26 protein-coding genes are annotated in these 23,604 nt (G+C 72.3%); 7 read left to right on the forward strand and 19 right to left on the reverse strand.

The features are described from left to right. Nucleotides 1-6: 6 nt before the first annotated feature. The 3 genes from JOD66_RS06635 to rsmI are packed head-to-tail and all read right to left on the reverse strand — an operon-like array spanning nt 7 to nt 2,541. Entirely contained in the window at nt 7-861 is an 855-nt protein-coding gene (locus tag JOD66_RS06635; protein ID WP_307823351.1) for a TatD family hydrolase, read from the reverse strand. Then, nucleotides 858-1,712, reverse strand: coding sequence for an alpha/beta fold hydrolase (locus JOD66_RS06640; protein ID WP_204836111.1), 855 nt, complete (start codon nt 1,710-1,712; stop codon nt 858-860). Before JOD66_RS06640 ends, JOD66_RS06635 begins: the two co-directional genes overlap by 4 nt. Beyond that, nucleotides 1,705-2,541 carry a 16S rRNA (cytidine(1402)-2'-O)-methyltransferase gene (rsmI, locus tag JOD66_RS06645; RefSeq protein ID WP_204836112.1) on the reverse strand — a complete coding sequence of 279 codons (837 nt, stop codon included), beginning with the start codon at nt 2,539-2,541 and terminating at the stop codon, nt 1,705-1,707. Before rsmI ends, JOD66_RS06640 begins: the two co-directional genes overlap by 8 nt. Before the next feature lie 40 nt (nt 2,542-2,581). Here rsmI and JOD66_RS06650 point away from each other — a divergent pair, with 40 nt between their 5' ends. Further along, nucleotides 2,582-4,330 (forward strand): dolichyl-phosphate-mannose--protein mannosyltransferase, encoded by a 1,749-nt coding sequence (locus JOD66_RS06650; protein WP_204836113.1) that lies wholly within the window; start codon nt 2,582-2,584, stop codon nt 4,328-4,330. A 126-nt stretch (nt 4,331-4,456) separates the two neighbouring features. On the opposite strand, the gene JOD66_RS06655 is transcribed toward JOD66_RS06650, so the two are convergent. From JOD66_RS06655 to JOD66_RS06695, 9 genes are all read right to left on the reverse strand, one after another. Beyond that, nucleotides 4,457-4,726, reverse strand: a complete 270-nt coding sequence (locus JOD66_RS06655) for a DUF7218 family protein (protein ID WP_204836114.1) — start codon at nt 4,724-4,726, stop codon at nt 4,457-4,459. Between the two features lie 45 nt (nt 4,727-4,771). After that, a complete protein-coding gene (locus tag JOD66_RS06660) occupies nt 4,772-5,470 on the reverse strand; it encodes a hypothetical protein (RefSeq protein ID WP_204836115.1) in 699 nt (232 codons plus the stop codon). 13 nt (nt 5,471-5,483) lie between these two features. Next, complete coding sequence (locus tag JOD66_RS06665; protein WP_204836116.1) at nt 5,484-6,716, reverse strand: NRAMP family divalent metal transporter; 1,233 nt, start codon at nt 6,714-6,716, stop codon at nt 5,484-5,486. Further along, a complete protein-coding gene (locus JOD66_RS06670) occupies nt 6,713-7,168 on the reverse strand; it encodes a hypothetical protein (RefSeq protein WP_204836117.1) in 456 nt (151 codons plus the stop codon). Before JOD66_RS06670 ends, JOD66_RS06665 begins: the two co-directional genes overlap by 4 nt. Next, complete coding sequence (locus tag JOD66_RS06675) at nt 7,165-7,638, reverse strand: DUF6328 family protein (RefSeq protein ID WP_204836118.1); 474 nt, start codon at nt 7,636-7,638, stop codon at nt 7,165-7,167. Before JOD66_RS06675 ends, JOD66_RS06670 begins: the two co-directional genes overlap by 4 nt. Then, nucleotides 7,635-7,802 carry a hypothetical protein gene (locus JOD66_RS06680; protein ID WP_204836119.1) on the reverse strand — a complete coding sequence of 56 codons (168 nt, stop codon included), beginning with the start codon at nt 7,800-7,802 and terminating at the stop codon, nt 7,635-7,637. Before JOD66_RS06680 ends, JOD66_RS06675 begins: the two co-directional genes overlap by 4 nt. Next, nucleotides 7,799-8,002 (reverse strand): hypothetical protein, encoded by a 204-nt coding sequence (locus JOD66_RS06685; RefSeq protein ID WP_204836120.1) that lies wholly within the window; start codon nt 8,000-8,002, stop codon nt 7,799-7,801. The genes JOD66_RS06680 and JOD66_RS06685 overlap by 4 nt, the downstream gene beginning before the upstream one ends. Before the next feature lie 25 nt (nt 8,003-8,027). Further along, nucleotides 8,028-8,888, reverse strand: a complete 861-nt coding sequence (locus JOD66_RS06690) for an SDR family oxidoreductase (protein ID WP_204836121.1) — start codon at nt 8,886-8,888, stop codon at nt 8,028-8,030. 62 nt (nt 8,889-8,950) lie between these two features. Beyond that, nucleotides 8,951-9,649, reverse strand: coding sequence for a PAS and ANTAR domain-containing protein (locus JOD66_RS06695; protein WP_204836122.1), 699 nt, complete (start codon nt 9,647-9,649; stop codon nt 8,951-8,953). A gap of 230 nt (nt 9,650-9,879) precedes the next feature. Here JOD66_RS06695 and JOD66_RS06700 point away from each other — a divergent pair, with 230 nt between their 5' ends. From JOD66_RS06700 to JOD66_RS06710, 3 genes are read left to right on the forward strand one after another with little or no spacing between them, the layout of a single operon-like run. After that, entirely contained in the window at nt 9,880-10,908 is a 1,029-nt protein-coding gene (locus tag JOD66_RS06700) for an iron-containing redox enzyme family protein (protein ID WP_204836123.1), read from the forward strand. A gap of 7 nt (nt 10,909-10,915) precedes the next feature. Next, nucleotides 10,916-11,116 carry a CDGSH iron-sulfur domain-containing protein gene (locus JOD66_RS06705; RefSeq protein ID WP_204836124.1) on the forward strand — a complete coding sequence of 67 codons (201 nt, stop codon included), beginning with the start codon at nt 10,916-10,918 and terminating at the stop codon, nt 11,114-11,116. After that, complete coding sequence (locus JOD66_RS06710) at nt 11,113-12,294, forward strand: alcohol dehydrogenase catalytic domain-containing protein (protein WP_204836125.1); 1,182 nt, start codon at nt 11,113-11,115, stop codon at nt 12,292-12,294. The genes JOD66_RS06705 and JOD66_RS06710 overlap by 4 nt, the downstream gene beginning before the upstream one ends. Before the next feature lie 7 nt (nt 12,295-12,301). Here JOD66_RS06710 and JOD66_RS06715 read toward each other — a convergent pair whose 3' ends face one another. Both JOD66_RS06715 and JOD66_RS06720 read right to left on the reverse strand, forming a co-directional pair. Then, nucleotides 12,302-13,381 (reverse strand): IS110 family RNA-guided transposase, encoded by a 1,080-nt coding sequence (locus JOD66_RS06715; protein WP_204836126.1) that lies wholly within the window; start codon nt 13,379-13,381, stop codon nt 12,302-12,304. A 346-nt stretch (nt 13,382-13,727) separates the two neighbouring features. Further along, the gene (locus JOD66_RS06720) at nt 13,728-14,435 is read right to left on the reverse strand and encodes a GAF and ANTAR domain-containing protein (RefSeq protein WP_204836127.1); all 708 of its coding nucleotides are present in this window, start codon (nt 14,433-14,435) and stop codon (nt 13,728-13,730) included. Between the two features lie 258 nt (nt 14,436-14,693). Here JOD66_RS06720 and JOD66_RS06725 point away from each other — a divergent pair, with 258 nt between their 5' ends. Beyond that, the gene (locus tag JOD66_RS06725; protein WP_204836128.1) at nt 14,694-15,395 is read left to right on the forward strand and encodes an ANTAR domain-containing protein; all 702 of its coding nucleotides are present in this window, start codon (nt 14,694-14,696) and stop codon (nt 15,393-15,395) included. Here JOD66_RS06725 and JOD66_RS06730 read toward each other — a convergent pair. Both JOD66_RS06730 and JOD66_RS06735 read right to left on the reverse strand, forming a co-directional pair. Next, nucleotides 15,370-15,969, reverse strand: coding sequence for an ANTAR domain-containing protein (locus JOD66_RS06730; RefSeq protein WP_204836129.1), 600 nt, complete (start codon nt 15,967-15,969; stop codon nt 15,370-15,372). The two genes, JOD66_RS06725 and JOD66_RS06730, sit on opposite strands and share 26 nt — an antisense overlap. A 134-nt stretch (nt 15,970-16,103) precedes the next feature. Next, nucleotides 16,104-16,925, reverse strand: a complete 822-nt coding sequence (locus JOD66_RS06735) for a sigma-70 family RNA polymerase sigma factor (RefSeq protein WP_204836130.1) — start codon at nt 16,923-16,925, stop codon at nt 16,104-16,106. A 228-nt stretch (nt 16,926-17,153) separates the two neighbouring features. Here JOD66_RS06735 and JOD66_RS06740 point away from each other — a divergent pair, with 228 nt between their 5' ends. Continuing rightward, nucleotides 17,154-17,513, forward strand: a complete 360-nt coding sequence (locus tag JOD66_RS06740) for a hypothetical protein (protein ID WP_204836131.1) — start codon at nt 17,154-17,156, stop codon at nt 17,511-17,513. A 113-nt stretch (nt 17,514-17,626) separates the two neighbouring features. Continuing rightward, nucleotides 17,627-18,370 (forward strand): response regulator, encoded by a 744-nt coding sequence (locus JOD66_RS06745; protein ID WP_204836132.1) that lies wholly within the window; start codon nt 17,627-17,629, stop codon nt 18,368-18,370. 125 nt (nt 18,371-18,495) lie between these two features. Here the strand turns inward: JOD66_RS06745 and JOD66_RS06750 are convergent, their stop codons facing one another. The 3 genes from JOD66_RS06750 to JOD66_RS06760 are packed head-to-tail and all read right to left on the reverse strand — an operon-like array spanning nt 18,496 to nt 23,425. Next, a complete protein-coding gene (locus tag JOD66_RS06750) occupies nt 18,496-20,775 on the reverse strand; it encodes a methyl-accepting chemotaxis protein (protein ID WP_204836133.1) in 2,280 nt (759 codons plus the stop codon). Beyond that, complete coding sequence (locus JOD66_RS06755; protein ID WP_204836134.1) at nt 20,772-21,239, reverse strand: chemotaxis protein CheW; 468 nt, start codon at nt 21,237-21,239, stop codon at nt 20,772-20,774. Before JOD66_RS06755 ends, JOD66_RS06750 begins: the two co-directional genes overlap by 4 nt. After that, nucleotides 21,236-23,425 carry a chemotaxis protein CheA gene (locus JOD66_RS06760; RefSeq protein ID WP_204836135.1) on the reverse strand — a complete coding sequence of 730 codons (2,190 nt, stop codon included), beginning with the start codon at nt 23,423-23,425 and terminating at the stop codon, nt 21,236-21,238. The genes JOD66_RS06755 and JOD66_RS06760 overlap by 4 nt, the downstream gene beginning before the upstream one ends. Between the last annotated feature and the right edge of the window lie 179 nt (nt 23,426-23,604).

Below are 23,604 nucleotides of genomic sequence, written 5' to 3' on the forward strand. Positions count from 1 at the left end.
GGGTGGCTACCAGCTGCCGCCGAAGGCGGCCTCGGTGTTGGCGTCGATCGCCACGCACAGCTCGGCGAGGTCCTCCCCCCGCTCGGCCGCCATCGCGCGCACCGTCAGCGGCACCAGGTACGACGCGTTGGCCCGCCCGCGGTGGGGCGCGGGCGTCAGGTAGGGCGCGTCGGTCTCGACCAGCACCCGGTCGCGCGGCGCGACCCGCAGCGCCTCGCGCAGCGGCTCGGCGTTCTTGAAGGTGACGGTGCCGGCGAAGGAGAGGTAGGCGCCGCGGTCCAGGCAGGCCCGGGCGAAGTCGGCGTCGCCGGAGAAGCAGTGCATCACCCAGCGCTCGGGCGCGCCCTCGGCGTCGATCACCTCGAGCACCTCGTCGTGGGTCTCGCGGTCGTGGATGACCAGGGTCTTGTCGAGCCGCTTGGCGAGGTCGACGTGCCGCCGGAAGGACTCGACCTGCACGGCCCGCCCGTCGGGGCCGGTGCGGAAGGCGTCGAGTCCGGTCTCCCCGACCGCGCGCACGTCGGCGTGGGCGCCGGCCAGCTGCTCGATCTCGGCCCAGGCCGCCTCCAGCGCGGCCCGGCCGCCCTCCGCGAGGATCCGGGGCGCCTCGTTGGGGTGCAGCGCGACGCCGGCGACCAGCTCCGGGTGCTCGCTCGCCGCTGCGACCGCCCAGCGCGCGCCGGGCAGGTCGCAGCCGATCTGCACGATCCGTCGTACGCCGACCGCCACCGCCGCGTCGATCGCCTCCCGGGCGTCCCAGGGCGCCGCGCCGCGCCCGTCACGGCTGATGTCGAGATGGCAGTGGTTGTCGACGACCGGGTGCGGCAGCGGCTCCGGGACCGGCGGACGCTCGTCGCTCACGACGCCGTGGACCGCACCCGGTCGAGGATCGCGTTGGCCAGGGCCTCCGGCGCCTGGGTCGGGATCCAGTGCGAGACGCCGTTGAGCTCGACGAACCGGTACGGCGCGTCGACCAGCGACGCGGTGCGCTCGACCCCCCACCGGCCCAGGGCGATGTCCTCGTCGCTCCACACCATCGTGGTCGGCACCCGCACCCGGCCGCGGGTCAGCCGGGGGTCGCCGAGGGGCATCGCGCGGTACCAGTTGAGCGCGGTCCGCAGCGCGCCGTCGTCGACGATCTCGGCACGGAACCGGGCGAGGTCGTCGGCGGTCAGGCCGGCGGCGCGCAGCTGGCGGGCCCCGATCTCGCCCTTGCGGCTGAGGACGTACTCGGGCAGCCACGGGAGCTGGAAGGCCAGCATGTACCAGGACTTCAGGCCCTGGGTGGAGCGGACCATCGAGGCGAGGAAGGCCTGCGGGTGGGGCACCGACACCGCGGTGAGGCTGGCGACCAGGTCGGGGTGGTGCATCGCCAGCAGCCACGACGGGATCGCGCCCCAGTCGTGGCCGACGACGTGGGCCCGGCCGCCGGCCTGCTCGACGAGCGCCCGCGCGTCGCCGAGCAGCTCGGCCATCACGTAGTCGCGGCGTCGGCGCGGCCGGGCGCCCGGGGCGTACCCGCGCTGGGTCATCGCGAGCGTGCGGTAGCCGGCCTCGTTGAGGATCGGCGCCACCAGGCGCCAGCAGGAGGCACGCTCGGGGAAGCCGTGGAGGAGCAGGATCGGCTCACCCCCGACGGGTCCCTCGTCGAGGACGTCGAGCACCAGCCCGTCGCGCTCGACCGTCGTGATCCGGGTCGTCGGCTCAGCCATCGATGTGCACCACCTGGTAGACGTCTCGTTTGGGGAGTCCAGCCTGCCCGGCGACCACGGCGATCGCCTCCTTGCGTCGCATGCCGGACTCCTCGAGCCCGGCGACCGCGGCCCGCAGGCTCTCGGGGTCGGTCGCGATCGCGGCGCCCGGGGTGGCGCCGGTGACGACGATGGTGACCTCGCCACGCACGCCCGCCGCCGCCCAGTCGACGAGGCCGCCGAGCCCGTCTCGGCGTACCTCCTCGTGGGTCTTGGTCAGCTCCCGGCACACCGCGGCCGCCCGGTCGGCACCGAAGGCGTCGCGCATCGCCTCCAGCGCGGCCTGGGTGCGGTGCGGCGCCTCGAAGAACACCATCGTGCGCTGCTCGGCGGCGAGGTCGGCGAGCCGGCGCGCGCGCTCCCCCGCCTTGCGCGGCAGGAAGCCCTCGAAGCAGAAGCGGTCGACGGGCAGCCCGGACACGGCCAGCGCGGTGAGCACCGCCGACGGTCCCGGGACGGCGGTCACCCGGATCCCGGCCTCGACCGCGGCGGCCACCAGCCGGTAGCCCGGGTCCGACACGCTGGGCATGCCGGCGTCGGTGACGAGCACCACCCGCTCACCGCTCTCGAGCGCCTCCACCAGCGCGGGGGTGCGCGCGGACTCGTTGCCCTCGAAGTAGGAGACGACGCGGCCGGACAGCTCGATGCCGAGGTCGGTGACCAGCCGGCGCAGCCGGCGGGTGTCCTCAGCGGCGACGACGTCGGCGGCGGCCAGCTCCTCGGCCAGCCGCGGCGGCGCGTCGCCGACCCGGCCGATCGGCGTACCGGCCAGCACCAGGACTCCAGTCACGTCCCGATCCTTGCAGACGCCTCATCTAAGGTTTTCCTCCGTGACCGTCGTCGGCCTGTCCCGCACCGCGCTCGGCCAGCGGGTGCCGCTGGCGGTCGAGCGGGCCGTCGGCCCGATCCGGCGGCTGTCCGGGCGGCAGCGACTGGTGGGCTGGCTCGCGCCGATCGGGCTCACCCTGCTCGCGTTCGGCCTGCGCCTGGTGGGGCTCGGCAACCCCCACCGGTTCGCCTTCGACGAGACGTACTACGCCAAGGACGCCTGGTCGCTGCTCAACAACGGCTACATCGAGACCTACCTGAGCGACGCCGACGGCAACACCAAGACCGACATCAACGCCGACATCCTCGCCGGCCACACCCAGCACGTGTGGACCGGCGAGCCGTCGCTGGCGGTGCACCCCGACGTCGGCAAGTGGCTGATCGCGCTCGGCGAGAAGGCGTTCGGGATGGACCCCTTCGGCTGGCGGATCGCGTCGGCAGTGGCGGGCGCACTGATGGTGCTGGTCATCTGCCGGCTGGTCCGGCGGATGACCGGCTCGACCATGCTCGGCTGCATCGCGGGCACCCTGCTCATGCTCGACGGCCTGCACTTCGTGCTCTCACGGCTGGCCCTGCTCGACATCTTCCTGGCGCTCTTCCTGCTCTGCGCGGTGTCCTGCCTGGTCGCCGACCGCGACTGGCACCGGGCCCGGCTGGCCGAGCGGGCCCGTCGGACCGACGAGGGGGTCGCACTCACCGGCTGGGGGCCGCGGATCCTGTTCCGCCCCTGGCTGCTGGCCGCCGGCGTGTGCTTCGGTCTCGCGGCCGGCACCAAGTGGACGGCCGCTTACCCGCTCGCCGCGCTGGGCGTGCTGTGCTGGGTCTGGAGCGCCGGCGCCCGCCGCTCGCTCGGCATCCGCTGGGCGCTGGCCAAGGGCGCGGTCGCCGACGGGATCCCCGCGTTCCTCTCCCTGGTCGTGGTGGCGCTGCTGGTCTACATCGCCACCTGGGGAGGCTGGCTGGCGCACGCGAAGGACTACGAGGAGCACCTCAGCTCGACGCAGTACCGCCAGTACACCGGGCAGGGCCACTGCGAGAAGGACACCGACTCCGAGGACCAGCACTACGTCGCCGACAACCTCGACACGTCGCGGAAGTGGCCGACCGCGACCGAGAAGGACGCCACCGGGCTCGGCGAGGCATGGCAGTCGTTGCGCTCGCTCTGGTACTACCACCAGGACGTCTACACCTTCCACACGCACTTCCTGAACTGCTCCACCCACTTCTACGAGTCCAAGCCGTCGAGCTGGCTGCTCATCAACCGGCCGGTCGGGGTCGCCGTCACCAACGACATCTCCCCCGACGCGCCCGGCTGCGACGCGCCCGCCGACAGCACCTGCATCAAGCAGGTGCTGCTGCTGCCCACGCCGGTGCTGTGGTGGGGCGGCGTGCTGGCCCTGGTCTTCGCCGTCGTGATGTGGATCGGCGCCCGGGACTGGCGCTACGGCCTCGCGGTCGTGGGCGCGCTGTCGACCTGGCTGCCCTGGCTGATGTACGACGACCGGCCGATCTTCCTCTTCTACGCCATCGCGATCCTGCCGTTCACGGTCATCGCGATCACGCTCGCGATCGGGACCATGATCGGGCCCTCCCGCGCACCCTCGCCCCGGCGTACCGCGGGCGTGGTGGTGGGCGGGGCGTTCGTCGTCCTGACCCTGGTGAACTTCGCCTGGTTCTGGCCGATCTGGACCAACCAGATGCTGACCCACAGCGAGTGGCTGGACCGGATCTGGTTCTCGCGCTGGGTCTGACCCCCGCGCTCGCCGACCCGGCAGAAACTGGCCCCGAAAACTCGCTGACCCGGCAGAAAGTGGCGCATTGCAGCGCCACTTTCTGCCGGGTCGGCGCGCAACCAGAGCGACTTTCTGCCGGGTCGGCTAGTGGTGGCGCAGCGCGTCGATCAGCTCGTCCTTCTTCATCGACGAGCGACCCTCGATGTCCAGCTCGCGGGCGCGCTTGCGCAGCCTCTCGACGGTCCAGTCGTCGTAGTCACCGGCCTTGCCGCCGCGGCGGCCGACCTTGCTGGCGCCCTGGGAGGCCATGGCGTTGGAGATCCGGGCGGCCTTCTCCTTGCTGGCGCCGTCCTTGCGGATCTCCTCGTAGGCGTCCGGGTTCTTGATGCCGGGTCCGTGCTTCTTGCCGGGCATGGCTCCTCCTTCTCGCTCGCGAGGGACTCGACGTACGTCCCGGCGTTACCCGCGCAGCGGCGAGAGAGACGTGCCGGGAGCGATCCGCACCTCGTCGGCCTCGCGGTCGATCTCGACGCCGGCGCCGAGCTCGACGATGCGGGCGTGGCGGTGCAGCCAGTGGATGACGGCCGCGACGACGGCGGGGCCGGGCTCGCTGCGGCGGTCGTAGCCGAACAGCGCACCCGGGCGCCCGGGGCCGACGAGGAGGGCGACCACCCGGTGCTCGCCGGAGGTGTCCGGGGAGCCGACCAGGCGCAGGTCCAGGATCTTGGATCGGCGGGGCAGGTCGGCGCAGCGCACCGGCATGCCGAGCAGGCTGCCGACCCGGCACCGGCGCGGGTCGGCGGCGCGCTCGTGGGCCATCCGGTGCAGCAGCCCGTGCGCCGGCTCCGAGAGGCGGACCTCGCTGGTCACCTCGGCCACCAGCTCGAAGTCGGCCACCAGCGGCAGCTCCTGGTCGGCGGCCGCCTCGCGGACCAGCCGGTGGGCGCGGGTGAGCGCACCGCCGAGGCGTCGTCCGAAACGCGGCAGCAGGGCCGGCAGGCCCATCAGCAGCGCGGTCGGCACCAGGCCGCCGGCCTCCTCGACGAACAGCTCGATGTCGTCGACCTTGCCGACCAGGCGGTCGTCGGCGCCGATCACCTGGCGGTCGAGCAGGTGCAGCCCGACGTCGTACCCGTTGCGCTCGGCAGGCGTGCTCATCGACCCATCCTCCTCAGCCCTGCCCCATCGAGGTGAGGATCATGAGCGGGATCGCGGCCAGGGCCGCGATCGTGATCACGACGAGGTAGCAGACCCCGAGCGCGTTGGCGACCGGTCCGTTGACGTGCTCGCCGAGGTAGTCGGGGTCGTTGGCGACCACCAGGATCGGGAAGTACGTCAGTGGCAGCGCGATCGCGGAGAAGACCACCGACATCTCGGTGACCATGATCGGGTCGACACCGGTGAGCAGCACGCCGGCGGCGACCGCCGTCGCGACCAGCAGGATGAGGTGGAAGCCGGCGGCCTCCTTCGGCCGGACGAACTTCCCCCACGGGAAGCCGAAGTACTGCGCGAGGCTGTAGCCGGTCGACAGGCCGGTCTCGCAGGCGGCGCCGAAGGTCGCGGCGAAGAAGCCGAGCACGACGACCGCCAGCCCGATCTTGCCGAGACCGATGGCGACCGGCAGGCCGACCTGGCCGAGGGTCTCGACCGAGACCCCCACCGGCAGGAAGACGGTCGCGGCGCAGGCGGCGATCGCGACCGACAGCAGCCCCCCGAGCGGGAAGCCGATGAAGACGTTGGCCCGCATCACGCCGATGTCCTTGACCGTCCAGCGCTCCTCGACGCCGCCGCTGGAGAAGAAGAACACCTCGTACGGCGTCATCGCGGCGCCGAACAGCGCGACCGCGAAGTAGGCGTAGGTCGCCCAGCTCTCCGCCGCGGGCTTCTCGGCCGGCGAGAGCTGGTGGACCAGCTCGCCCCAGTCCGGCCCGAGCTGCCACAGCGCGACCGCGAAGGCGATCAGCGCGAGCCCCATCAGGCCGAGCACGTTCTCGATCGAGGAGAACTTCGCGCGCCACAGCACGACCCACACCGCGACGGCGACGAACGGGACGATCAGCAGGTGGTGCACCGAGCTGACCAGCTGCAGCGCGAGTGCGACGCCGCCGATCTCGGCGATGAAGGTCAGCAGCGTGACCAGCATCGAGCCGACCAGGTTGAGGAAGCCGATCCGCGGGCCGAGCCGCTCGCGGATCAGGTCGAAGGTGGCCCGCCGGCTGACCGCGGCGATCCGCCCGGACATCTCGGCGAACACGCAGATCCCGACCACCCCGACCGGGATGATCCAGGCCAGCGACAGCCCCAGTCGGGCGCCGACCTGGGCGTTGGTCACCAGGTCGCCGATGTCGACGAAGCCGCCGATGGCGGTCAGGATCCCCAGGAGGACCGCGAAGTAGCGCTTCACGGCGCCGCCTGCCGGAGCTGGTCGGACAGGTGGTCGAGCCGCTCGACGAGCGCCCGGTCGTCGTACCTCCCGGCGACGGCGTGCGCCCGGGCCTCGCCGACGAGGTCGACCGCCTGGTCGAGGAGGTCGAGGACCTGCGCCGCGTCGTCGGCGCGGCCGGGGGGCACCTGCAGCCGCGCGAGGTCCTGCTCCGCCTTCCCCGCCGCCTCCTCGGCCTCGGCCACGATCACGGTCGTGTACGCCGACCAGGTGCGTCCCCGGCGCGCCGACTCGAGCGCGAGCCGGGCGGTGGCCACCTCGCTCCCGGCGTCGGTGAGCGCCTGTGTGGCCTGGTCGTCCCAGGCGGTCGGGTCGGGCCTGCTCACCACGCCGCAGCCGGCGAGCAGGAGGGCGAGGAGGACGGTCGAGGCGACGAGGACCGCGACGACGGTCGGTCGCTGCGAGCGGTTCACCTCGTGCGGCCCCACCACGGGACCGCAGCCCACATCAGGGTGAACGCGAGCGCGACCGCCGCCGCGGCGATCAGGGCGGCGCGGTTGCCGAGCACGACGTCGAAGACGAGCAGCACCACGGCGGCCGAGACGGTGGCCAGGCCGACCAGGCCCGCCAGCGCGCAGCGCTGGGCGGCGGCCACGATCCACTCCCGCCGGCCCTGCCGGAACAGCAGCCGGTGGTAGCAGACCGGCGCGACGATAACGAGCGTGGTCAGCACCGCGGTGACCAGGATCCCGAGATAGAGCCGCTGCTGCGTCTGGTTCAGGTCGCCGAAGCGATCGGTGAACGGCACGGTCAGCAGGAAGCCGGTGAGGATCTGCACCCCGGTCTGCATCACCCGGAGCTCCTGGAGCAGCTCGTTGAGGTTGCGGGTGATCTGCTGGGGCGGTCGGCGCCCCTCCCGGGTCCCCGCCGGCGCGGTGTTCACGCGCGGTCCTCCTCCGCCTCCTCGGCGTGGGGATAGTCCTGCTCGGGGTCGACCTCCACCACCGGCTCGTCGAGCGGGGCCTCCGGGTCGGTCGGTACGTCGGGGTCGTCGGGCACGGGCGGTTCGTCCGGCGCGACGGGGCGTTCGGGGTCGGGGATGGTCATCGCTCCTCCTCCACATCCTGGTTTCCGGTGCGGGCGTTGGGCCCGGCCTTGCCCTCCTGCACGTCGCGGTCCGTCGGATGACCGGCGACGGAGTCCGACGGGGAGACGACCTCGCCGGCGTCGTCGAGGCGGCTCACCTCGGACACCTGGCCCTGCTCGCGCTCGACATCGTCGGCCGGCTTCGGGGATCGGTTCTCCATGACTGCGTGGTACCCCGCGGCCCGGTCAGAACACGGGTTTGCCGCCCGTCACGCCGAGCACCGTGCCCGAGACGTACGACGCGTCGGCCGGCGAGGCGAGGAAGACGAACGCGGGCGCCACCTCGGCGGGCTGTCCGGCCCGCCCGAGCGGGGTGTCGGTCCCGAACTGCTCGACCTTCTCGGGCTCCTGGGTGGCCGGCTGCAGCGGGGTCCAGATCGGGCCCGGCGCGACCGCGTTGACCCGCACTCCGTCGCGGCCCAGCGAGGCCGCGAGGTTCACGGTGAGGTTGTTGATCGCGGCCTTCGTGGCGGCGTAGTCGAGCAGCGTCTCGGAGGGCTCGAAGGCCTGGATCGAGGCGTTGTTGACGATGCAGCCCGGCCGCTTGCGCAGGTGCGGCGCGGCGGCGCGCACCAGCCACAGCAGCGCGTACAGGTTGGTCTTGAGCGTGCGGTCGATCCGCTCGTCGCTGAGGTCGTCGACGGCATGGTCGCGCGCCATCTGGTAGCCCGCGTTGTTGACCAGCACGTCGAGCGCGCCGAGCTCCTCGACGGTGCGCCGGACCGCTTCGTCGCACGCCTCGCTGCTGCGCAGGTCGAGCGGCAGTGCCAGCACCCGCCGGCCGGCGTCACCCACCAGCGCGGCGGTCGTGTCGGCGTCGGGCTGCTCCTCGGGCAGGTAGGTGAACGCCACGTCGGCGCCCTCCCGGGCGTAGGCGATCGCCACGGCCCGGCCGATGCCGGAGTCGCCCCCGGTGATCAGGGCGACCTGGCCGTCGAGACGGCCGTGGCCGACGTACGACTGCTCGCCGTGGTCGGGCTCGGGCGCCATCTCTCCCGTCAGTCCGGGGGGCGTCTGCTGCTGGGCGGGGAAAGCCGTGTCGGTCATCTCCGGCCGTTACCCGGGTGGACCGCGGGGAGTCGGGTACGGCGGTGGGCGAAGCGACGAGCTCAGTCGGGCTGGTTTCCCCGAGCCGCCCGGCTGGCGGTGAGGTCGTCGAGCAGCGCGTCCAGCAACCGGCGCAGTCCAGGATGGCTGACATGCCCCTCCCGAGCCACCTGGATCAGCCGCTCGGCGACCTCCCGCACCTTCACGTTGCGGTTGCGTGACCACCACTTGAGCATCGCGAACGCCGCGTCGGCGTCGAGGCCGTAGCCGAGCATCAAGATGCCCTTGGCCTGCTCGATCTTGTCGCGGGACGCGGCGGAGGCGGCCACGGCGGCGTCCGCGGCGGCCGTCGTCTCGGCCTCGAGCTCGGGTGTGAGGTCGAGGTAGTAGCCGACCAGCCGGTCGACCTTGCCGCTGCTGCGGCCGTCGTCGTACTGGCCCTCGCCGCACAGCACGACGTTGCGGACCGCGCCGCCGACCAGGATCCGGTAGTAGACGTTGAACGGCGCACCGTCGCCGATCGCCTCCTGCAGCGTCTGCTCGACCAGCTCGCGGTCCAGCTCGTGCTTGTGGCGCATGATCAGCTCGGTCGTCGGCTCGACCTCGCCCGGCCGGTAGCCGTGGATGGCGAAGACGTCGTCGTCCCACTCCCAGCGCTCGTCGGCGACGTGGAAGACGAACCGTCCGGTCTGTCGCGCGGCGTCCGACGCGACCAACCCGGCCAGCGCTGCCGGGTCACCCCCCGGGACTCCTCGACCCATCTGATCCTCCGTGCGGGTGCTCGTGACTGCGTATGCCTGCCGACGCCCGGGGTACCCCGCATCCATCCGGAGGAGGCCGCCATGGGACGTCGGACCGTCTGCGATGAGAACTATCCCGAACACCGCGGGAAGCGCACAACGGGGGGTCACCTCCTCGCGCTGATGCGGCTGCGTCGGGTACTGCTGCGCCTGATCCTGGGCGAGCCGTGGGAGGGAAGGACGAGAACCGGATGAAGTTGCCCGAGCCCTGTGGACCGCTCAGCGCGGGCGTCGTCGAGACGCTGCGGGCGCGACCGCACGGACCGCACGCCGTGCCCGAGCCGAGGGCGATGGGCGATGTCACCTATCCCCTCACCGATCGCGACTTCCAGCTCGCGCTGTGGGTGCTCTACGAGCTGCACTACCGCGGCTTCGACGACGTGGACGATCCGCACGCCGAGTGGGATCCCCTGCTCCTGGTGAGCCGGGCGGCACTGGAGCGCACCTTCGAGCACACCGTGCGCCAGCTGGTTCAGGACACGCCCGCCGAGGCGCCCGCGCTGGATGACCTCGGCGACACGCCCACCGCGCAGGTCACCGCCGCCCTGGTGCGGATGACCGCGCGCTCGGGTCCGTCGGAGCTCGCGCAGTTCCTGCACCGCCGCGCCACCCGCGAAGAGTTCCAGGCATACCTCTCCGAGCGCGCCGTCTACCACCTGCGCGAGTCCGACCCGCAGAGCTTCGTGCTGCCGCGCATCGGCGGCGCCGCCAAGGTCGCCCTCGCCGAGCTGCAGTACGACGAGTACGGCGGCGGCCGGGCGGAGCGGCTGCACCAGGCGCTCTTCGCCCGCGCGCTGGCATCCCTGGACCTGCCGACGGACCTCGCGCCGTATGTCGCGCAGGCGACGGGCGCGACCCTCGCGTCGGTGAACCTGATGTCGCTGTTCGCCCTCAACCGCCGCCTGCGCGGCGCCGCGATGGGACACCTGGCCGCCTTCGAGGCGACCAGCTCGCTGCCGTGCGAGCGGATCCTGCGCGGTGCGCGGCGGCTCCGGCTGCCGGACGCGGTCGCCGACTACTACGACGAGCACGTCGAGGCCGACGCGGTGCACGAGCAGCTCGCGATCCGCGGCATCTGCGCCACCCTCGTCGAGGACGAGCCCGAGCTGGCGCCGGACGTCATCCTCGGCGCGACCGCCTGCCTCGCCGTGGACGGGCTGGCCGGCGAGGTGCTGCTCGACGGCTGGCGGTCCCGCCGCGAGGACCGGGCAGCGGGGTGAGCCGGCGATGAGCAAGCGACGGGTCGTCGTCACGGACTGTCCCGGAGGCCCGCTCCTGGTGCGCGGCGCCGACGAGGTGGTCGGCCTCGACGGGAGCACCGCGCCCGTGGAGCGCGCGGTCGTCGCGGTGTGCCGCTGCGGCCGCTCCGACCGGATGCCCTGGTGCGACGACAGCCATCGAGACCGACGCAGGAGGAAGCAGCCATGAGAGCCGTGACCTGGCAGGGCAAGGGCCAGATGAGCGTCGAGGACGTCCCGGACCCGTGGATCCAGGAACCGGACGACATCGTGATCCGGGTGACCTCGAGCGGGCTGTGCGGCTCGGACCTGCACCTCTACGAGCCCCTGGCGCCGTTCATGGACGTCGGCGACGTGGTCGGCCACGAGCCGATCGGCGTCGTCGAGGAGGTCGGGCGCGACGTCTCCTCGCTGCGCCCCGGCGACCGCGTCGTCGTACCGTTCAACGTGAGCTGCGGCCACTGCTGGATGTGCGCCCGCGGCCTGCAGAGCCAGTGCGAGACGACCCAGAACGCGGAGCAGGGCACGGGTGCGAGCCTGTTCGGCTACAGCAAGCTCTACGGCCAGGTACCGGGCGCGCAGGCGGAGTACCTGCGGGTGCCGTTCGCCGACCGGCTGCCGATCAAGGTGCCCGACGGGCCGCCCGACGACAGGTTCGTCTTCCTCTCCGACGTGCTGCCGACCGCCTGGCAGGCCGTGGAGTACGCCGACCTGCGGCCCGAGGACACCTTGCTGGTGCTCGGGGCGGGGCCGATCGGCGACATGTGCGCGCGGATCGCGCTGATGCGCGGGATCCGGGTGTTCGTGGTGGACCCGGTGCCGGAGCGACTGGAGCGCGTCTCGGCGTACGGCGCCGAGGTGATCGTCACCGACAGCGACGCCGACACCGTGACCTCCGTCCTCGAGCTGACCCGCGGGCGCGGCGCCGACGCCGTGATCGACGCCGTCGGCATGGAGGCGCACGGCTCACCGGTCGCCGGGTCGATGGCCAAGGTGGTCGGGCTGCTGCCCGACCGGGTCGCCGCACCGCTGATGAGGCACGCCGGCGTGGACCGGCTGGCGGCGCTGCACCTGGCGATCGACGTGGTGCGGCGTGGCGGCACCGTCTCGGTCGTCGGCGTCTACGGCGGCCCGATGGACCCGATGCCGCTGATGGAGATGTTCGACAAGCAGGTGCAGCTGCGGATGGGCCAGGCCAACGTGCGCCGGTGGAGCGACGACATCCTCGCGCTGCTGCTGGAGCCGACCGACCATCTCGGCGTCGAGTCCTTCGCCACCCACCACCTCCCGCTGGAGGAGGCGCCGGCGGCCTATCAGGACTTCCGCGAGAAGAACGACGGCATGGTCAAGGTGCTCTTCCGCCCCTGAGACGCTTCTATGGGTTGTCAACCCCCTCTGCGGCGAGGTGGCGGTAGATCTCGCGTGCGACGTAGCGCTTGAGGCAGCGCCGGATCCGTCTCTTGCTGAGTCCTTGTGCGGTGCGGCGGGCGACGTAGTCGCGGGTGCGTTCGTCGTGTCGCATGCGAGAACTGGCGATGGTGTGGAACGCGCTGTTGAGCTGGCGGTCGCCGGTCCGGTTGAGCCGGTGCTCGTGCCTGTTTCCGGAGGCGACCTCGAGCGGACTCACGCCCGCGAGTTTCGCGAACGCGGCCTCATCGCGGACGCGGCCGGGGTGGGACCACGCGGCCAGCACGACCGCTGCTGTGGTCGGCCCCAGGCCGGGCAGGTCGAGCAGCGAGGCGTGGGTGTCGGTGACCATCTCGAGCAGGGCCTGCTCGTTGGCGTCGACCTCGCTGTCGAGGGCCACGACCCGGGTCGCGAGACGGATCGCCTCGGCTCGCGCCGTCGCCAAGGCGAGGGTGTCGGACTTGCGCACACGCCAAGCGGCGATGACACGGATGGTGGGCCGGTTGACCTTCTTGCGGGCATCGACGCCCAGGGCGTGGGTGCGCAGTAGCGCGTTGAGGGCGTTGACCATCCGGGTGCGCTCGCTGGTCATCGCGGCGCGTGCGGTGAGCAGGATTTGCAGGGTGGTCGAGGTGTCCCCGGCGCGGGCGTCAGCGAGTTGGTCGAGCCTCTTGTGGAGGGTGCCGCGGGCGGCGACGACGGCGTCGATGGTGTCGTTCTTGCCGGTGCCACGTTCCCGCTTCGGCGACGGCGCGTCCACCACGCGATAGCCGGCCTGGGCCATGAGCGCGGCGATCTGAGCGCCGTAGCTGCGGGTGCCCTCGATGCTGACCAACACTCGGTCCAGATCGCCTTTGGTGGGTTCGCCCGTGCGGCGGGTGACCCAGGCCGCGGCGCGGAGCAGTCCCTTGGTGTTGGTGGGGAACTCGGCGTCATCGACGATTCCGCCGGTACGGGTGTCGATGATCGCGTAGTGGTGGGTCGCGGCATGGGTGTCGACCCCAACCACGAACAGGTAGGTGTCTGCGACGATAGGAGCGCCGGTCATGAGCGATGTGTTCCTCCTGGTAGGTGGACTGTCGTTGACCGGTCGAACCGGCCGGACCATCCCGGGGAGAATCACTACGCGGCACTACTGTGATGGGTCACCACGCCCCGCGCGAACGAGGTGTGGGACAGGCTTCTGATCAGGCCAACGTGGTGGGCCGGGTGGCCGGCCGGTTCACCACCGTGATCGGACAAGTCTCAGACAGGACACCGACGACACGAGTCGTCGGGTCAGCCTAGATCGGGGTCACGATCACGGAGGAGAACCAGCCGGGGATCACCCTGCCAGCCAGCCCCGGGCCAGCCAGGAGCAACTCTCACAGCCTGGAACCACCGGCTGAGGCGGCTCACTGCTTCGGACGGTGCCCGTCGACGACCTGGCCCGCGATCGTGGCCAAGCGGACGTTGAGGCGGTTCGACGTGTCACGCAGCAGGGCGAAGGCCTCCGTGTCGCTCACGTCGTAGGTGGCCATCAGCAGGCCGATCGCCTTGCCGATCTCACGGTTGCTCGCCAGGCCGGCGCGCAGGCTGTCCGCGGCCTCACGCTCGTTGGCCGCCGCGACAGCGACCGAGGCGAAGGACGCGATGATCGCCCCGAGGTCCGCCGACTCGCGGGTGAAGGCTCCCGGTGTGTCGGAGAAGAGGTTGAGCGCGCCGACCTTCCGCTCGCCGATGATCACGCGATACCCGATCATCCCTCGCACCGGCGTCTGGCGGAGCACCCGCTCGGCCAGCCGCGGCCACACGGCGTCGTTCGCGATGTCGGGATCGCGCTCGAACCGCTGGGTGCGGATGGCGTCGACGCAGGGTCCCTCGCCTACCTCCCACTCGAGCGCGTCGACGGTCCGGGCGATGGCATCCGTCGTCGCCGCGAGCACCGGCCGCTGGCCGGCCTGCACCGTGGTGATGCAGGCATGGTCGCATCCCGGCACCACCGCGAGGGCGGTCGCGCACAACGCCTCGTAGACCTCGGGGAAGGAGTTGCCGGCGTAGAGACGCTGGGCGAAGGACCAGAACGCGGACGCGGCCCCGTCCAGGGGAATCGATGCGGTCACGTGCGGGGTCCTCTCTCGCCAGCCGATCGCCTGAGCGACCGGCGTCAGTATGGCCGCTGGGTCCGGCGGACACCACTCGGGGAGGACGTCCTTTCCCGAGATCCACGACCGCCGCCCGGGCCCGGAGACGGGACGGCCGTGTGACATGATCGTGGCGGCTCGAGAAGCAGGGGCCCATCACAGGCGTTCGCCGCCCGTCGCACCGCAGCCGCGGTCCGGCGCCCGGCGCGGCGAGGGTCATGTGCAGGACGGGCAGCGATGATCTTCGACCTTGCCGGTCCCGGGCCTCTCTGCGCGCAGACCCCCGGGCAACGACCTGGCGCCCAGCCGCGGCTCGCCGGGAGGTTCTCCTACGTCCCGCGGCGCGACCAGTGGCGGTGGGACGCGGTGGCCGCCCGTCTCCACGGGCTGGAGGACGAGCCGGCGCGCGTGACCACGGAGCGGCTGCGCGCCCTGGTCCACCCCTCCGACGGCGGCCGGGTGGACCAGCTCGTGACCTCGCTCGGGCAGGAGCGCGGGCCGTTCGCCGTCGGCTACCGCGTCGAGCTACCCCGCGGGCCCCAGCGCAGGATCCTCGTGGTCGTCGGGCCGCGCGGGCCGGCGCCGTACGCCGAGGGCTTCGTCGTGGACGCCACCGCCTCTCTCGGTCCCGAGATCCAGCGCGTGGTCTCGGCCTCGGTCGCGTACGCCGTCGGCGACACCGCCGTCGTCGAGCAGGCGGCCGGAGCCCTGTGCCTGGCCTACGGCTTCGACCTCGGCCAGGCGAGGACGCAACTGGCCCGCTGGGCGGAGCAGAAGGCGGTCACCGTCGCCGAGGTCGCCCGCTGGATCGTCGACGCACTCGTCGGCGGAGACCATGCCCGGCCGGGCCTGAGCATCGTCTTCGACGCCCTGCTCCATGACCTCGCCACCGAGACGAGGCGCGCCGGGCGCCTCACCGATCCACGGCCGGGCGGGTGAGGGTGAGTCCCAGGTCCCCGAGGACGGCGTCGGACCGCGCCGCCAGCTCGGCCGCGAGGACGGGGTTCGCGCGCGCCTCGATCAGGGCGCCGGCCAGGGTCCGCAGCTTCACGTTGTGGTTGCGCGACCACCACCGCAGCATCTCGAAGGCGGCGTGCGGGTTGACGGAGTACCCCAGCATGAGCGCACCCTTGGCCCGCTCGATCACGATCCGCGACGAGACCGCCGCCGCCACCGCCTCCTCGATCTCGGCGGCCGCGACCGTCGCCAGCTCCGCCGTCACATCGACGTACAGCAGGTCGACGCGGCCCGGGGCGGCATCGTGCGCCTCGGCCCCGACCAGGACGACGACACTGCCGTCGGAAGCCGTCTCCGGGCGGACCCGGTAGTCGGCCGAGAAGGGACGGGCGGCGTCAGCACGGCACGCGGCCGTCCCCGATGCGGCGACGTCACGATCGAGGTCGGTGGGTGCGGCTCCGGGCTGCCGGCCGTGCATCCGACCGGCCTCGTCGTCCCAGTGCAGCGAGTCGGCGAGCGGGTCGTAGCAGCCGAGTCCGACGCGGTGCGCAGCCAAGTCGGTCTCCGTCGGGCCGGTGTTCACGATGTCGCCGGAGGGCGTCCGGGGCGCGGGCAGCGACCGACAGCGGTCCGCCGGCGGTGTCCCCCGAGCGTATCGAGGGACCGGTACCGGCGGACCGCCGTCGTGTCTCAGGCGGCGGACGTCACCGAGTCGACCCCGACCGCACGCCGCAGGTCGGTGAAGATCCGCTGCAGCAGCCGCGAGACCTGCACCTGGGTCACGCCGAGCTCGTCGGCGATCTCCTGCTGGGTGCGCTGCTCGTAGAAGCGCATCCGCAGGATCCGCCGGTCGCGCGGCTTGAGCCGGCGGCAGGCCGGCCCGAGCATGGCGACGGCCTCGCTGTGCTCGAAGCCCTCCTCGACCGTCGGCAGCAGGTCGCCGAGCGGGCTGCCGGTCGCGGCGACCGGCTCGTCGAGCGAGGCGGCATGGGCGAGGTCGCCGCAGGACAGCGCCTCCTCGACCTCGGCGACCGGGCAGTCGAGCTCCTCGGCGATCTCCTCCGGCGTCGGCGGCCGGCCGAGCTGCTGACCGAGCTCCTCCTCGGCGGCGACCACCCGGGGGCGGATCTCCTGGAGCCGGCGCGGCGGACGCACCGCCCAGGAGGCCGAGCGGAAGTGCCGCTTCAGCTCGCCCAGGATGCTCGGCACGGCGAAGACCAGCAGGTCGTCGCCGCGCTCCGGGTCGAAGGACTGCACCGCGCGAGTGAGCGCGAGACAGGCGACCTGCTCGAGCTCGTCGGCGGCCTGGCCGCGGTTGCGGTAGCGGGCGGCGAGGGTGCGCGCCACGGGGATGTTGAGGACGATCACCTCCTGCAGGAGATGATCACGCTCCCCGGGAGAGCATTCCCGCGCCTTCGCCAGGAGTTCCGCGGTGCGCGCCTTGCGCTCGGCGGAGCTGACCTGGCCGGTGGTGCTGCGGTGGGGGATGGTGGGAATTGATGCGGTGGACACTTGGTACTCCCGAAGCTCGAGAGTGGTGTGGCGGTGGGCTTGGCCACATGTCTGCTGCGTCTCTACCCAACCTAGCGCGAACTCATACCGGTCGCCACCCGGACTAGTCATCGACCTGGCCCGAAGTGACTAGAGAGGAGAGGACCGCGGATCGCGTAACGAGGTCCCGCCACCGGTGTTGTCCAGATGTGCGGGCGCATCCGGCGCCCCGGTCCGGCGGAGGTCGTGGTGGAGCAGATCGTGGTGGCGCTCAGCCCCTTCACCCGGCGCAGCCGCTCGCTGGCGGTCGGCCACGTCGGCGCCGGACTGCGGTGCGGTCTCGAGCCCGGCCAGCACGTCGTGGTCCACGACCCGGAGGCCGACGAGCACTTCACCGCCGTGGTGGCCGACGTCACCTACGAGCTCGCCGACACGACGTATCGGATCGAGATCGGGACCCGGATCACCGCCGCCGAGGCGGCCGAGTGTCTGGCGCCGCCCCCGCTCGACGACCGGCTCACCACCCAGGACATCGTCGCGCTGCTCGCCGAGCTGCGGCGCAGCGAGCGCGACGTCTCGGCCGCGCTGGCCGACCTGCGCGCCCACTGATCCCTCGTTCGGCCAGGAAGGACTAGTCCTTCCGGGTCACGCCCGCAGATCCTCCGGCTCGACCTGCCCGGTACCTGTCGCCCTCCGGCGCGCCACGCCCGAGAATCTTTACCGTGCCAGCCGAGAATCCGATCCGTGTCTACATCGTCGACGACCACGAGGTCGTCCGGCGTGGTGTGGCGAGCCTGCTCGCCACCGACCCCGAGCTCGAGGTGGTCGGCCAGTCCGGCAGCGCCACCGTCGCGCTGCGCGAGATCCTCCAGCTGCGCCCCGACATCGCCGTCCTCGACGCCAACCTGTCCGACGGCACCGGCGTCGACATCTGCCGCGAGATGCGCTCGGTCGACCCCGACATCAAGGCCCTGATCCTCACGACGTACGACGACCCGGACGCCATCTCCGCCGCGATCCTGGCCGGCGCGTCCGGCTACGTGCTGAAGAAGATCGAGGGCAACTCGCTCCTCAACGGCATCAAGCTGGTCGCCGGCGGCCACTCGCTCATCGACCCCGCCGTCGCGAACCGCGTCGTCGAGCAGATGGAGATGCAGCGCAAGTCGCTCGACGTCATCTGCGAGCTCACGCCCCAGCAGCGGAAGATCTTCTTCCTGATCGCCGAGGGGATGACCAACCGCCAGATCGCCGAGCGGCTCTACCTCGCCGAGAAGACGGTCAAGAACCACGTCACCGGCCTGCTCTCCCGGCTCGGGCTGCAGCACCGCACCCAGGCGGCGCTGCTCGCCGTACGGCTGCGGGGGGCTGATGGGTCCACGTCGGCCGGGTCTGCTGGGTCTGCTGGGTCTGCTGGGTCGTCGGGCACGTCGCTCGGGTCGCCGGCGCCGGACCGCCGCGTAGGCTGAGTCGCCCGCTCGACGTACCCGCCGCGGGCGGGACTGGGCGGCTTCTTCTGGCACTTGTCGGGCGTTGCAACGCCCGACAAGTGCAGGAATCGCCGGTCGACCGGCGATTCCTGCACCCGCGCGACTCAGAGCTGGAAGCGCCCCACCATGTCCCGCAGCTCGGAGGCCACCCCGGTGAGCTCGGTGGCGGAGGTGAGCGTGTTCTGCGCACCCTCGCGCGTGTCCGCGGCGGCCGTGGCGACCTGGGTGACGTCCTCGGCGATCCCGTTGGCGCCGGCGGCGGCCTCGGTGACCGAGCGGGCGATCTCGTTGGTGGTGGCGGTCTGCTCCTCCACCGCGGAGGCGATCGTGGACTGGATGTCATTGATCCGGGCGATGACGTCGGCGATCCGGCTGATCGCGGAGACCGCGCCCTGGGTGTCGCTCTGGATCGCCTCGATCTTCTGACCGATCTCCTCGGTCGCCTTGGCGGTCTCCTTCGCCAGCTCCTTGACCTCGTTGGCGACCACCGCGAAGCCCTTGCCGGCGTCGCCGGCACGGGCGGCCTCGATGGTGGCGTTGAGGGCGAGCAGGTTGGTCTGCTGGGCGATCGAGGTGATCACCTTGATGACCTGGCCGATCTCGGCGGAGGACTCGCCGAGCGAGGCGACGGTGCCCTGGGCCTCCGAGGCGACGGTGACGGCGTCGGTGGCGACGGTCGCGGCCTCGGTGGCGTTCTTGGCGATCTCGCGGATGGACGCGGTCATCTCCTCCGCCGCGGTGGCGACGGTCTGGATCGAGGCGGACACCTGGACCGACGCGCTCGACGCGGACGCCGCGCGGTCCGAGGTCATCGAGGCGCCCTCGCCCATGCCCTCGGCGAGCGAGGTCAGCTGGGTGGCGGCGGCGCCGAGGGTCTCGGCGGCGCCACTGATGTTGCCCATGCTGGAGCGCAGGGTGCTCATCAGGGTGCGCAGGCCGTCGGCGACCTGGCCGACGGCGTCGTCGCCCTCGATGTCGAGCTCGCGGGTCAGGTCGCCGGTCGCCGCGGCCGAGACGACGTCGAGGATCTGGGCGACCTTGCCGGCCAGTACGGCGGCCGACGCGCGCTCCTCGACCTCCCGGTTGATCCGGGCGATCGTCTGCGAGACCAGGCGGCCGACGTTGCGCAGGGCATCGAGCCGCTGGGGGCTCGGCTGGAGGGTCTCGGTCGCGAAGAAGTCCATGGTGCCGACGACCTCGCCGTCGACGATGACCGGGAAGCAGACCCCCGACTTCACGCCGACCCGCTGCGCGACGGGCGCGCGGACGCAGTCGGTCATCTCCCCGATGTCCTGGGTGAAGTACAGGTCGCGCTGCGCCCAGGCCCGGCCGGACAGACCGGTCCCCTCGGCGAAGGAGGCCTGCAGGGTGACCTGGCGGAACTCCGGGCCGGCGTCACCCGACTCGCGCGCGAACTTCAGCAGCCGGTCGGCCGGGTCGACCTTCCAGTAGGAGCCGTACGCCCAGCCGAACTCACCGCGCACCGTGTCGAGCGCGACCTGGACCGCGGCGTCGACGTCACTCGCCGAGCCGAGGCCCGCGAGGATCTTGTTGACCGCGGAGGTGTCGGCGGCGGCCTCGGCGCTCTCGCGCTCGACCCGCAGCCGGTCGGTGATCACCTCCCAGGTGGCCATCGCGCCGACGTACGCGCCGTCCGCATCGGTGATCGCGCTCACCAACAGGTCGAGGGTCTGGTCGCCGACCTGGATGTTCGCGCGGCGCGGCAGGTGCTCGGCGCTCGCCAGCAGCCCGCGCTGGTACGCCGGGTTCTTGTGGAAGATGTCGAGGCTGGACCCGACGACCTCGTCGGCCTTGACCGGGAGCACGCCCTCCAGGCTGCGCAGGGTGGTGAGCGAGGCCGGGTTCATGTACTGGATGACGAAGTCGAGGTCGGCGAACATCATGTTCGTCGGGCTGTTCTCCATCATCGAGCTGGCGATCGCCATCTGCTGCTCGGTCCGCAGCCGCTCGGTGACGTCCTCGAAGCTCACCAGCGCGCCGACGTAGGTGCCGGCGGCGTCGTGGATCGCGGTGAACGACGCGTCGTGCGTGGTGAGCTCCGAGGCGACCCGGTCGGTCAGCGGCAGGTGCTCCGCGGTCGCGGTGACCCGCGTGCCCAGCTCGGGGTGCAGGTAGATCGCCTCGAAGGAGGCGCCGATCAGCGTGTCGGCGTCGAGCTGCGGGATGTCGGGGCCGCCGGCGGCGAGCTCGGCACGGGCCCGGCGGTTGACGTAGCGGACGCGGTACTCGGGGTCGACGACGAACGCGCCGGTGTCGAGCGCGTCGTACAGGGCGTAGTCGACGGCGGGCACGGCTGCGCGCGTCTTGCGGGCGGTCGGGGCGGGTCCGGTGCCGTTCACCGGCGGGTTCAGGGTCTCGGTCACGGGTTTCCTCCGGTGGTGTCGGGCGTGGTCGCGACGTCGACCGCACGGTCGGCGTCGAGGACGAGCAGGATGGAGTCGGGCAGGGGGCGGACGCCGCGGACGACGTCCTGGACCGCGCGGGGCATGGTCGACGGCGCGGGCTGCGGGTCGACGCCGGCGGTGTCGATCACGTCGCCGATGTCGTCGACGAGGAGACTGACCACCTCGCCGCGGCTGCGGACGATCACGTTCATCGGGAGCTCGTCGCCCGCGCGGTCCGGCAGCCCGAGGCGGACCCGCAGGTCGACGGCGGTGACGATCTGGCCACGCAGGTTGATCAGGCCGGTGACGGCGCGGTCGGCCCGGGGGACGGGCGTCATCGGCTGGCGCCGCAGCACCTCCTGCACCTCGTCGACCGCGACGCCGAAGTACAGGCCGGCGACCCAGAAGGTGCAGTACTGCTCGGCCGTGGCCACCGCGCTCATGCCGGCACCCCCGACCGGGCGACGACGGCCTCGAGGTCGACCAGGTCGGTGACCCGGTCCTGCACGACCGCACTCCCCGTGACGCCGGTACGACGACCGACCTCGCTGGCACTGATCGTCACCTCCACGACGTCGAGCACCCGGTCGATGACGATGCCGACGGCACCGGCGCCCGCCCCGGTCTCGTGGACCACGACACTGATCTGCTCGCCCTGGTCGCTGGTGTCCGGCAGCCCGATCGCGGAGGCGAGCCGCACCAGCGGCAGGATCCCGTCGCGGTACTGGACCACCTCGGAAGCGCCGCTGCGCTCCACTCGGTCGCGGCCGAACTCCTCGAGCCGGGCGACCGCGGCCAGCGGCAGCGCGGCCCGGCGGCCGTCGGCGACCTCGAGCACGAGCAGCGCGGTCCGGTCGTCGATGGCGGCGGCCCGTCCGTCGAGCGCCTCCTGCTGGGTGGCGCCGACGCCGACGGTCCCGGCGATGCCGGCGACGTCGAGGATGAGCGCCACCCGGCCGTCGCCCATGATCGTCGCGCCGGCGTACATGGTCAGCGCCTTCAGCTGGCGCCCGATCGGCTTGACCACGATCTCCTGGGTGTCGTGCACCTCGGAGACGCACAGGCCGAAACGGACCTCGTCGGACTGCAGCACGACGACCGTGAGCGCCTCGTCCTCGGGGGCGGCGCCGCCGAGGGTCTCGGCGAGGGAGACCAGGGGCAGCAGCCGGCCGCGCAGTCGCAGCACCGGCGCGCCGGCGAGGTCCTCGACCTGGCGGCGCAGGTCGTCGCCCTCGATCCGGACCAGCTCGACCAGGTTCGCCTGCGGGATCGCGTACCGCTCGCCGCCCTCCCCCACCACCAGCGCCGGGATGATCGCCAGGGTCAGCGGGATCCGGACCCGCGTCGTCGTACCGCGGCCGGGCTCGGACGACACGTCGACGCTGCCGCCGATCCGCTCGATGTTGGTGCGGACGACGTCCATCCCGACGCCGCGCCCGGAGATGTTGGACACCGCCGCGGCCGTCGAGAAGCCGGGCCGGAAGATCAGCCCGAGCACGTCACGCTGGTCCATCCGGGCCAACTGGTCGCGGGTGACGACGCCGCGCTCGACCGCGACCGCACCGATCGCCACGGGATCGATGCCCTTGCCGTCGTCGGAGATCTCGACGACCACCTGACCGGACTCGTGGTACGCGCGCAGGCTGAGCGTGCCCTTGCCCGGCTTGCCCGCCGCCCGTCGTACGTCGGGCGGCTCGATGCCGTGATCGAGGGAGTTGCGGACCAGGTGGGTCAGCGGGTCCTTGACCGCCTCCAGCAGGCTGCGGTCCAGCTCGGTCTCGTGGCCGTCCATCACCAGCTCGACCTCGCGACCCAGCTGATGGGACAGGTCGCGCACCACCCGCGGCAGCTTCGACCAGACCTGGCCGATGGGCTGCATGCGGGTCTTCATGATCGACTCCTGCAGCTCGCTGGCCACCAGGTCCAGCCGCTGGCTGGCCCGCACCAGCTCCGCGTCGGCGGAGCCGAGGCTGCGCTGCAGGAGCTGGTTGCGGGTCAGCACCAGCTCACCGACCAGGTCGACCAGGTCGTCGAGCAGGTCGACGTCGACGCGGACGCTCGCGTCCACCACCGCCCGGCGCTCGGTGCCGTCCCAGGGCTCGTCGCTCACCGGCTCGGGCTGGGGCTCGGGCTCCGGCTCGGGCTCGGGCTGCGGCTCGACGTACTCCTGCTCCGGCGGCGCCGGCTCGGTCACGGACGGAGCCGCCGGGGACACGTCCGGCTCCTCCGTGACCGAGTCGGCCGCCAGCAGGCCCTCGATGACCGCGACGACGGGGTCGACGTCGACGGCGGGATCGGTGTCCCGGCCGGTGCGCTCGATCCCGTCGAGCAGGGCGCGGACCGTGTCGACCATCGAGAGCAGACCTTCGGCGATCGGGGGCGTCATCACGACCTCCCCGTCGCGCAGCCGCGACAGCAGGGTCTCCCCCACGTGGGTCAGCTGCTCGAGCCGGTTGAACGCCAGGAACCCGCTCGTCCCCTTGATCGTGTGGATGGTGCGGAAGATGCTCGACAGCCGCTCACGTGAGTCCGGCTGCTGCTCGAGCTCGACCAGGTCCCGGTCGAGCTGGTCCAGGTTCTCGTGGGACTCCACGAGGAACTCGGCGATGATCTCGGCGTCGTCGTCCATCCGCGCCTCCCTTCAGGCTCGCTCCCCCATCGGCCCCGAGCGGGGGCGGGTGAGGCGAGTCAAGAGAGTCGGGACCAGGTCCCGGTCACTCGCGGCGGGTCGGATCGGCTGGATAGGACGGGCGGGCGGGTGGCCGGATCGCGCTGTAACACGGAGTCCGCTGCCCTACCGGACCCGAG

The sequence above is a fragment of the Nocardioides nitrophenolicus genome (genome assembly GCF_016907515.1).
In the GTDB taxonomy this organism is placed as follows: domain Bacteria; phylum Actinomycetota; class Actinomycetes; order Propionibacteriales; family Nocardioidaceae; genus Nocardioides; species Nocardioides nitrophenolicus.

Coding starts and splice junctions, on each gene's coding strand:
- JOD66_RS06640 (WP_204836111.1), bottom strand. CDS start 1,712: ATGGCTGAGCCGACGACCCGGATCACGACGGTCGAGCGCGACGGGCTG.
- JOD66_RS06655 (WP_204836114.1), bottom strand. CDS start 4,726: ATGCCCGGCAAGAAGCACGGACCCGGCATCAAGAACCCGGACGCCTAC.
- JOD66_RS06660 (WP_204836115.1), bottom strand. CDS start 5,470: ATGAGCACGCCTGCCGAGCGCAACGGGTACGACGTCGGGCTGCACCTG.
- JOD66_RS06680 (WP_204836119.1), bottom strand. CDS start 7,802: ATGACCATCCCCGACCCCGAACGCCCCGTCGCGCCGGACGAACCGCCC.
- JOD66_RS06685 (WP_204836120.1), bottom strand. CDS start 8,002: ATGGAGAACCGATCCCCGAAGCCGGCCGACGATGTCGAGCGCGAGCAG.
- JOD66_RS06690 (WP_204836121.1), bottom strand. CDS start 8,888: ATGACCGACACGGCTTTCCCCGCCCAGCAGCAGACGCCCCCCGGACTG.
- JOD66_RS06695 (WP_204836122.1), bottom strand. CDS start 9,649: ATGGGTCGAGGAGTCCCGGGGGGTGACCCGGCAGCGCTGGCCGGGTTG.
- JOD66_RS06700 (WP_204836123.1), top strand. CDS start 9,880: ATGAAGTTGCCCGAGCCCTGTGGACCGCTCAGCGCGGGCGTCGTCGAG.
- JOD66_RS06705 (WP_204836124.1), top strand. CDS start 10,916: ATGAGCAAGCGACGGGTCGTCGTCACGGACTGTCCCGGAGGCCCGCTC.
- JOD66_RS06710 (WP_204836125.1), top strand. CDS start 11,113: ATGAGAGCCGTGACCTGGCAGGGCAAGGGCCAGATGAGCGTCGAGGAC.
- JOD66_RS06715 (WP_204836126.1), bottom strand. CDS start 13,381: ATGACCGGCGCTCCTATCGTCGCAGACACCTACCTGTTCGTGGTTGGG.
- JOD66_RS06725 (WP_204836128.1), top strand. CDS start 14,694: ATGATCTTCGACCTTGCCGGTCCCGGGCCTCTCTGCGCGCAGACCCCC.
- JOD66_RS06755 (WP_204836134.1), bottom strand. CDS start 21,239: ATGAGCGCGGTGGCCACGGCCGAGCAGTACTGCACCTTCTGGGTCGCC.
- JOD66_RS06760 (WP_204836135.1), bottom strand. CDS start 23,425: ATGGACGACGACGCCGAGATCATCGCCGAGTTCCTCGTGGAGTCCCAC.